Source organism: Cytophagaceae bacterium (assembly GCA_016722655.1).
Classification (GTDB): Bacteria; Bacteroidota; Bacteroidia; order Cytophagales; family Spirosomataceae; genus Leadbetterella.
Genome location: JADKIR010000004.1, coordinates 1 through 8,708, shown reverse-complemented (window position 1 = coordinate 8,708; position 8,708 = coordinate 1). Strand labels below are relative to the sequence as shown.

The following is an 8,708-nucleotide window of genomic DNA, read 5'->3' as shown; positions in this document are numbered from 1 at the left end:
TCCAAGGCATAATTTTGCCAAAAAGTTGAACTGGCAGAACCAGAAACTTTATTGATTTGCCACTGAACAGGGCAGTTTCCTTGCCCGCCGATTATTGTTTTTGAAAGTAAAACTGAATTTCCAAAACAGACTTCAGCCAAATCAGTAGAAACCGAAACCACCGGATCAGGTACGATATTGTAAGTGACAACATTAGAAAATACTGTTTGACAAGAATCAAAAACCATCCTTCGGAAACAGGTGGTCGTATTTAAAGCTGAAGGGTTGAAAGTGAGGCTGTTAGCTCCGGAAATATTCTCCCAGTTTGGTTCGGATGCAGAGCAATTTTCTGCCATTTGCCACTGGATGGTTCCGCCACTGCGATCAGTTAAACTATTAATGGTGGCAGGATTAAATCCCGCACAATTGGATTGGGTATAATCCTGAATGGTGCCAGCAATTATTTGAGGTAAAACGGTGATGTTAACTGTCTGACTTTCAGGTGAACTACAATCTTGTGAAGCACAGTGAGCTGATATGCTGAAACTCGATTCAGCCGACAATCTCAGATTGTTTCCTGTCATATTATTACTCCAAACTACCTGTCCTTCACAGCCGTTTGCAGAAATTGAAATGGTATCTCCAAAGCAAAAACGAGTTTTGTTTACTGTAATATTTGGTGCAGAAATCCCTGGCACCACATTGATATTGAAAGTTTTAGAAACTGAATCACAGGTATTTTTGCATGAGACCTTAACTGGTCCAGAACTTACCGGAGAAATTGTTATTGAAGAAGAAGTCTCACCTGTGCTCCATTTCAAAGAGGCATTACAGGCACTTGCGGTTAATAAAATTGATGACCCGGCACAGATGGTTGAATCAGAAAAATTGGTTTCAAGAATTAATTCTGGATGAAAAACAACCGGAACGGCCTCTGAAACCGCCAGATTGCAGGAAGAATTTTCACAATCGACTCTCGCCCTGAAATACCAGATGGAATCATTTCCCACATTTAGATTTGGAATTTCTAATGAATCACTTAAGGCATAATTTTGCCAAAAAGTTGAACTGACAGAACCAGAAATTTTATTGATTTGCCACTGAACAGGACAGGTTACTTGCCCACCAATTACAGTTTTTGTTAGCAAAACTGAATTTCCAAAACAAACTTCATTCAAATCAGCAGAAACTGAAACCACCGGATCAGGCACAATGTGAAATGTAACGACATTGGAAAATACTGTTTGACAAGAATCAAACACCATCCTTCGGAAACAGGTGGTCGTATTTAAAGCTGAAGGGTTGAAAGTGAGGCCATTTGCTCCGGAAATATTCACCCAGCTAGGTTCGGAAGCAGAGCAATTTTCTGCCATTTGCCATTGGATGGTTCCGCCACTGGGATTTACTAAACTATTTATTGTCGCAGGATTAAATCCCGCACAATTGGTTTGGGTATAATCCTGAATGGTGCCAGCAATTATTTGAGGTAAAACGGTTATGTTAACTGTCTGACTTTCAGGTGAACTACAATCTTGTGAAATGCAGTGTGCCGATATATTGAAACTTGAATTGGCAGGCAATCTCAAATTATTGCCTGTCATATTATTATTCCAAACTACCTGTCCTTCACAGCCGGTTGCGGAAATTGAAATGGTATCTCCCAGGCAGTAATTTAGTTTTTCAGAATAAATTATTGGAGCTGTTTCTGCATTTTCTAAAACCGTAACTAAAAGACTATCAGAGCTATATGCAACACAGGAATTGTTTGTACAGCTTACAGCATATTTAGTAGAATGATTGGGTGAAACCAAAATTGAACTTAGAGTTTGGCCATTTGACCAAAGAATATTTCCAGTGCAATTGCTAACAGAAAGCATGGCACTATTTCCTGAACAAATATATAAATCATCACTTAATACAGGAATCTGTAAAGTATCTACGATTATTCTGAAACCGGTACTCGTTGTGGTATTTATCACACAAGAATTTCCGTTTCCGTTGTCAAAAGTAATTTTTGCCCGATAATAGCCTGCATGATTTCTTTGGATATTTTGGAAAACCAAAATACTGTCATTGGCATTGTTAATGCTATTCCATGGACCAGTCGTACCGCTTCTATTTTCCCATTGAAATGTACTGATATTTCCAACAATACTTATGTTTTGGAGGTCAATGACATTATTTGAATTCTCACAAAATGAGTTTGTTGAGTTTGTAGGACTGACCGAATTGACACTTAAAATGGCCTCATTGGAAACCATTTCACATATCCCATTTGATATTTTTACTCTGAAAACCGTGCCATGCGGATTTGTTGAATTTCCGATGTTGGAAAGATTCAAAACTGAACTATTTGCACCGGATATGATTGAAAAACTGGACTCTCCGGGTAATTTTTTCTCCCAAATAATTGAATTATAGTTATTTCCGGAGAAACTAATGGTAGCAGTATTGCCTTTGCATCTGGTAATATTTGCAGGCTGAGTACTAAATTCCGGACCCGAATTTATTTCAATAATCAAGGTAGTATCTACATTACAACCTTCCTTATCAGTAATTTTTAAATTGTAAATTCCAGGGGAAAGATTTTCAAAAATACCCAGATTATTGGTAATAGTATCATTTAGCTCGTATCTCAAAGGCAAAGCTATCGATTCGGCATTGATTTCAATTTTGCCATCATTCCTGCCTAAACAAGAAATATTGCTTACAACTATAGTGGCTCTGATATTTTGTTTTAAATCGACACTTATTTCTTTCCTTGGTGATTCACAAGTCTGACTTTCGGAGTTGGATTTTACATAAGAAACATAATATTTCTGATTTGTGGAAATGCTTTCGGTGGTCAGCGAACTTCCCTGATGATTTGAAATGGGAGAATTCTGACTTTCCCACCAATAATATTCGCCGTTTTGATATTCTGAATTTGCCATTAAATCAACTGAATTATTTTGACATACAGACACATCAGATGCAAGTGGAGAAGTATTTAATTCGGAGAATATGCTATTAATTTGAATGGAATCTGCAATTTCACAAAACCCTTTTTTCGCAATGATTTTAAAAATTCCTGAGGTATTTCCTTCAAAACTTCCTGCAAGGTTTTCGGAATTAAAAATACCGTTTTGATAAAATTTAAAAATTTCTGCAGTAATCGATTCTGGCTCTATTCTGCTTTCAATGTTTATTTTATTGTTGAAATTTCCAGCTGGACAGATAAAATTTTTATCAGAAAATACCTCAAGACCAAAACTAGGACTTACTTCCACTTCAAACGCTTTCAGAGGACTTTGACATTGATTTGTATCAGTCTGATTAACATAAAATGTTCTTGTACCGGATTGATTTATAACGATTTGTGGTGATGTCAAGATGTTTTGATGAGTGTCAAACCATCTCAAAGTGTGATTGGGTAATGCTCCTGCAGTTAAAGTTGCCGGGTTTTCATTTTGACAAAATCCCACTATTTCATCTATCATTGGTGTAACCGGAAGCGGAATAACCGTCAATAATACAGTGTCTGTAAATATACCATTTCCACAGTCTGAAGTAATTTTACATTTTATTTCTGCTTGATTTTGAGATATATCTGCTATTGGAATTTTGAGCCCGGACGAATCAGTTCCAACAGGATTGTTATTTATAAACCATTGATAATGGAGAATTCCTGAGCCTGTGGCTTCTACCGAAAAGGACGCATTCCCGTTTTCACATACCCGCACCGGACTTGGTTGCGTAACAATATGAGTAGGAGGGAGAACTTCAACAGAACCCAAAAATTTGGTTTCATTACCACAAAATCCTTCTACGTTAACCGCATAATTCCCTTCATGAGTTTCTCTCAAATCTTCTATTTTCAAATCCTGATTCGTTTCACCATTTATTGGTATTTCGTTTTTATACCATTGATAAAAATAGGGGCCATCTCCTTCATAGTTTACTGTAAAAGTATGTGATTCTCCCTCGCAAAGATTTGCGTTTGTTTCTGATGTAGAGATACTTATGGGAGTTTTAATTTCAATATTCAATATCGAAGTATCCGAAAAACAATATGGATTTTTGGTAAAAAATTGGAGGTTATAGTTGCCTGGAGGAATGTTTGCGGGCATAGAAATATTAAAAGGATTGGTAAAAATTTCTCCAATAATTTCCGTAAAATCAGGAATTGGTGAGCTGCCATTTTTAATGTATATTTTTTCAGGGTTATATTTTGTAGAATCAAAATCAAATCAAAATTTTCACTGTCAGGACATAATTCAAATAGATTTTGAAAATAGTTTTCCGGTATTTTTCTAACAACCGCATTGAGGATAGTTTTATGACTTTCACAACCTTTCAGGTCTTTTTGGCTAACATAAAATTCACGGGAATCAGCTATTTCAGGGCTATTAAATACCAATTGATTGCTAATAATCGGAGAAATAGTTGTGTCCTTATACCAAAAATAGGAACCCGGAACAGTTACAGAATAATTCACTTTTCCCGGGCCACACCGCTCGAGATCGGGTATAGCCGAAGGTTTTCCGGGACGTGGATTTATCACATAATTGGCTCTGGTTGCATCTTTAAAACAAGTGCTTTCAGTTACACTTCCGTCTGGGTTTTGGGTTTTTACCACAAAATTCACCCTAAATCGATAGCTGGTTTCGGTTGGTTTTATTCCGAATACTCTTAAAATGTCTCCTGTAGGATCCGAAAAGTGACTGGAAGGGGTAATGTTGGTATAGACCGATTCCGAACCAAACTTTTTCATCCAGTTTTGGCTAGAAACCTCCCCAATTTTTGTGGCGACAGAAAATGAAACCGTGTCACCTTCACAATATTGCCGGGTGGTGGTTGGGCTAACCACTGTGCTGAGTTGATTGGCAGTGAGTTTTCCTGAATTACTGTAATTTTCGCAGCCATTTTGATCTGTAACTTTTACAATAAATTCTTTTTCATGATGTACAGCTCCTACTGAATTGATGCTGAGGCCGTTTGTAGTTACTCCTGAAAATTCTCCACCATTAATGAGAGCAGTATATGAGGAACCATCTATTCGGTACCACTGGTAGGTTAGGGTGCCGTTACCTGTTGCTCCTGCATAAAATTTCACTGAGTTGCCGGTGCATTGAGCCAGGTTAGCTGGATGAAAGCTAAAATCAGGCCTTTGAGGGCTGATAGTCTGTGGACCGGAATCAAGAGTATCGGTCGAATTGTAAATTCTTACCCTGAATGCAAATGCATAATTGATACCATAAAATGTATAGCTGATAGCACCAGGGCTGGAATTTAACTCGCCACCGGAGCCGGGAAAATCTTCCCAGGAATTTTGGGAATTGAGCACCTGAACCACAAAACCGCTTGCATTTTGAGTTGTGGCAGTGATAGTCTGGTTTCCTCCATAGCACATTCCAGGGTTGATCTGTGTGGGAGGCTGGATAAAATTTACAGTTTGTGTAAAACCATAATATGTTGATAGTAAAACTACTAGTGTGATAAATATTCTTTTCATAGTTGCAGGTTAAAAAGTAAATATAAATAAAAACAAAAAAACCAGCAAATCTGCCGGCCTTTTTGTGTTTAACCCTAACCATTATGATAAGAATATTTTATTTTGCTCTAAGCTTCTTTTTTTTCTTTGCCAGTCTGGGTATTTCCATTTCCACCAAAACCATTACTCCCATTACCAAAACAGCAAAAGTTAATACAATGGGTAAAATCACCTGCACATAATCTCCAATACTTTTCTCATTCATATCTTTTTCTTTATGATTTTAGAGAGATGCAAATAAAATGCAAAAAAGCATCAGGGTGGTATTCCTGATGCTCTCAATTTATTATATGGTAAGGTTTTTTTATTATTTGGTCATTTCATTTTTGATTTTTGATTAAAAAGAGACGACTAAACCGATATCTTGTTCTTTTTCCAGCGACCGGTACTAAAATAGATTATTGCCATCACTGCCAAAATAGATTCTGCAATCACAATAGACCAAAATACGCCGGACTGTCCCCAATTGGCTGTTTTGGCCAGATAATATGCCAGAGGAATCTCAATTAACCAGAAACAAATGACATTTAACACAGTAGGAGTGATCGTGTCGCCCGAGCCATTGATGGCTTGTGCCATTACCATCCCGAAACCGAAGAATACATAACCTGCACAAAGGATTTTGAGGGCATTTACGCCTGTGTCAACTACGTTTTGGTTTGAATTAAAGGTCGAAACCAGGGGTTGAGCAAATATAAAGAAGAATATGGCAACGATACCCAAAAATACCATATTGAAAAATCCTGCCCGCCATGCGGAAGTGGAGGCCCTTTCCGGCTTACCTGCACCCAGGTTTTGCCCAACAAGTGTTGAGGCCGCATTGGCAAGACCCCAGGAGGGTAGAATCGTAAATACAATGATACGGATAGCAATGGTGTACCCTGCAACCACCTCTGAGCCAAAGTCGGAAAGAATCCTTATCAAAAACACCCAACTGGCCGACTGAATTATGAATTGTCCGGCTCCACCGGCTGATAGTTTCAAGATTTCGGTAATGATTCCAAAATCAAAATGCCATTTCTGGAAATTGAGTTTAAGCTGGTGTTTATTTGAAAACAGGAACCTGAATTGTAAAACCACTCCTGTAGTTCTGCCTATAAATGTTGCAATGGCAGCAGCTTCAACTCCCAGACCTATGACCGGAATCAAAATGAAATCGATGACGATATTTATAATGTTAGCCACTATCATCACATTCATGGCTTTGGAGGCATTTCCTGCACCACGAAGTGCACCTCCCAACGAAAACAGCAGGATAATAATCGGACTACTCAAAAACTGGATCTGGGTATAGCCGAGTCCATCTTTGATCAATTCCTCAGAGCCACCCATCAATCTGAGGATATCTTCGGAGAAAATAAAACCAAAAACCGCCAGTACTATTCCTATCAAACCCGAAATATTGATGATTTGCATCAAAGATTTTGAGGCACCTTCGGGGTTCTTTTCACCTATCTTGCGGGCGATGATGGCCGTAGCTGCCGTACTGATTCCCCAGGCCAGTGAATAGATGATGGTCAGCACCGACTCCGTAAGGCCGACGGTGGCCATACCGTTGACCCCCACGTATTTTGCCACAAAAAAAGCATCGGCCAGGGCAAAAAGTGACTCAAAAAGCATCTCAATCACCATCGGGATGGCCAAAAGTACCAGAGCCCGGTTTATCGAAATGCCCGTATAGTCAGTTGATTCGTCGCCTTTTAAGGCTTCAAGAATGAGTTTAAATATCTTCATATAATATATAAATCAGGAGTGAATCAAGGAAACCCAAAGGATTATAAAAAAGAGATTTCCCCGAAAATTATTAAAAAATGTACCGGAAGTATTGGGTGCCAATACCTCAAGGTTTGATTTGCAAGTGATTAGGAAATTTAGAAGAAACTAAAAATGGTATTCACTTATATTGCAGATTTCGGATAACTCATTATTTCCACATCAATTATTATTTTTTACAAAGGTAAAATCTGATTTTAATAAAAACAGAATTAAGAGGGGATAAATGTTGAAAATTGTATGTCATCTTTATCTTTGATAATAGAGTAAATAGGTATCTGTACTTTAATCTTCCCTTTTTTGATTTTGAAGAACCATGGATTCGCTTTGATATTTTATCGCTAATCCAACTTCCCCATCAAGTTCTGAAATAAGAATCGCACGGGCGACCCCGTTTAAATGAAATAAGAAATACTATTCGGATTAAAAATCCTATTAATCTAGCTTCGAGATTGTCCTGTGGAACATCTCGAAGAGCGAACCCGTCTTTTATTCTTGTTTTTTTACTTTTAGATTTTTAAAATTTCCATTAAACTTTAATTGGTCGTCAATAAACATTTCTAACGATCCACTAATGAACTCTTCTGTAACATTATAAATATTTAACTTAATTTTTTGCGGGGTAATAAATGTAAAAGCCCAAGGTATTTGTTTTTGGCTATCATAGTGAACTTCTATCCAAGCACTATTCGCTTCAAAAATTCTTTCTTTACTTTGTTTAGGAGAAAATTCATAAGTACCTACATCATTGATAATCAAACTGGTTACTAAAGAAAATTCATAGTTACTAAAGGAGGAATTTCTATCTTCTGCAAAAGTGTACCAGAAATTAAACTGTCTTCCAAGTTTGTGTTTACTTAAAATGACACTTCCATATTCAGAATACCTCGAGCAAAATTCCCCAAAATTTGTATTTAAGCCAAAAATATTACTGTCACAATTATACTTAAAGCTGTCTATTGGTACATTTCTGTTATTAATAGTTATCATTGAGTCTTTTTTATAAGCCTTTCCAGATTCATTTTTACCCAAAAGCTGAACAGCATATATTTTGTTTTCTAAGTAAGTGTGCACGGTGTCTTTTGAAAAACCATTTGGCGAAAAGTCTCCAAAAGACCATTCAAATGAGTTAAGATTTGTGGATTTATTTTTAAATTCAACTTTCCCATTTTCAGTTAAGTTATAAGAGAAGTCAATAGAAGGAAGGATATTAGGTTTGTCAGGGTTTCCTTTTTTACTACAACTAATTATTGCAAGAAGAACTAAAAGGTTTAATGAGTGTTTCATTAGATATTGTTAAATAGATATTTATTGTATTCCAACATACAGTGTACGTATGAAGTTTTACACGATTGTGTCTGATAATGAACTCAGAAGGTTGGTTTTTTATTAAAAATTATTAAATCAAAAATAAGAATAAATT

At 36.9% G+C, this 8,708-nt stretch carries 4 protein-coding genes; all 4 read right to left on the bottom strand.

Going from position 1 to position 8,708, the window contains the following annotated elements; genetic code table 11:
• Window positions 1–4,003: 4,003 nt before the first annotated feature.
• The 4 genes from IPP61_00650 to IPP61_00635 all read right to left on the bottom strand — a co-directional run bounded on the left by IPP61_00650 (window position 4,004) and on the right by IPP61_00635 (window position 8,572).
• Window positions 4,004–5,473 carry a hypothetical protein gene (locus tag IPP61_00650; GenBank protein ID MBL0323690.1) on the bottom strand — a complete coding sequence of 490 codons (1,470 nt, stop codon included), beginning with the start codon at window positions 5,471–5,473 and terminating at the stop codon, window positions 4,004–4,006.
• A 97-nt stretch (window positions 5,474–5,570) separates the two neighbouring features.
• Window positions 5,571–5,717 (bottom strand): hypothetical protein, encoded by a 147-nt coding sequence (locus IPP61_00645; GenBank protein ID MBL0323689.1) that lies wholly within the window; start codon window positions 5,715–5,717, stop codon window positions 5,571–5,573.
• A gap of 146 nt (window positions 5,718–5,863) precedes the next feature.
• Window positions 5,864–7,246 carry an MATE family efflux transporter gene (locus IPP61_00640; GenBank protein ID MBL0323688.1) on the bottom strand — a complete coding sequence of 461 codons (1,383 nt, stop codon included), beginning with the start codon at window positions 7,244–7,246 and terminating at the stop codon, window positions 5,864–5,866.
• Window positions 7,247–7,774: 528 nt separating this feature from the next.
• The gene (locus IPP61_00635) at window positions 7,775–8,572 is read right to left on the bottom strand and encodes a PKD domain-containing protein (protein MBL0323687.1); all 798 of its coding nucleotides are present in this window, start codon (window positions 8,570–8,572) and stop codon (window positions 7,775–7,777) included.
• Window positions 8,573–8,708 lie beyond the last annotated feature (136 nt).

Coding starts and splice junctions, on each gene's coding strand:
- IPP61_00650 (MBL0323690.1), bottom strand. CDS start 5,473: ATGAAAAGAATATTTATCACACTAGTAGTTTTACTATCAACATATTAT.
- IPP61_00645 (MBL0323689.1), bottom strand. CDS start 5,717: ATGAATGAGAAAAGTATTGGAGATTATGTGCAGGTGATTTTACCCATT.
- IPP61_00640 (MBL0323688.1), bottom strand. CDS start 7,246: ATGAAGATATTTAAACTCATTCTTGAAGCCTTAAAAGGCGACGAATCA.
- IPP61_00635 (MBL0323687.1), bottom strand. CDS start 8,572: ATGAAACACTCATTAAACCTTTTAGTTCTTCTTGCAATAATTAGTTGT.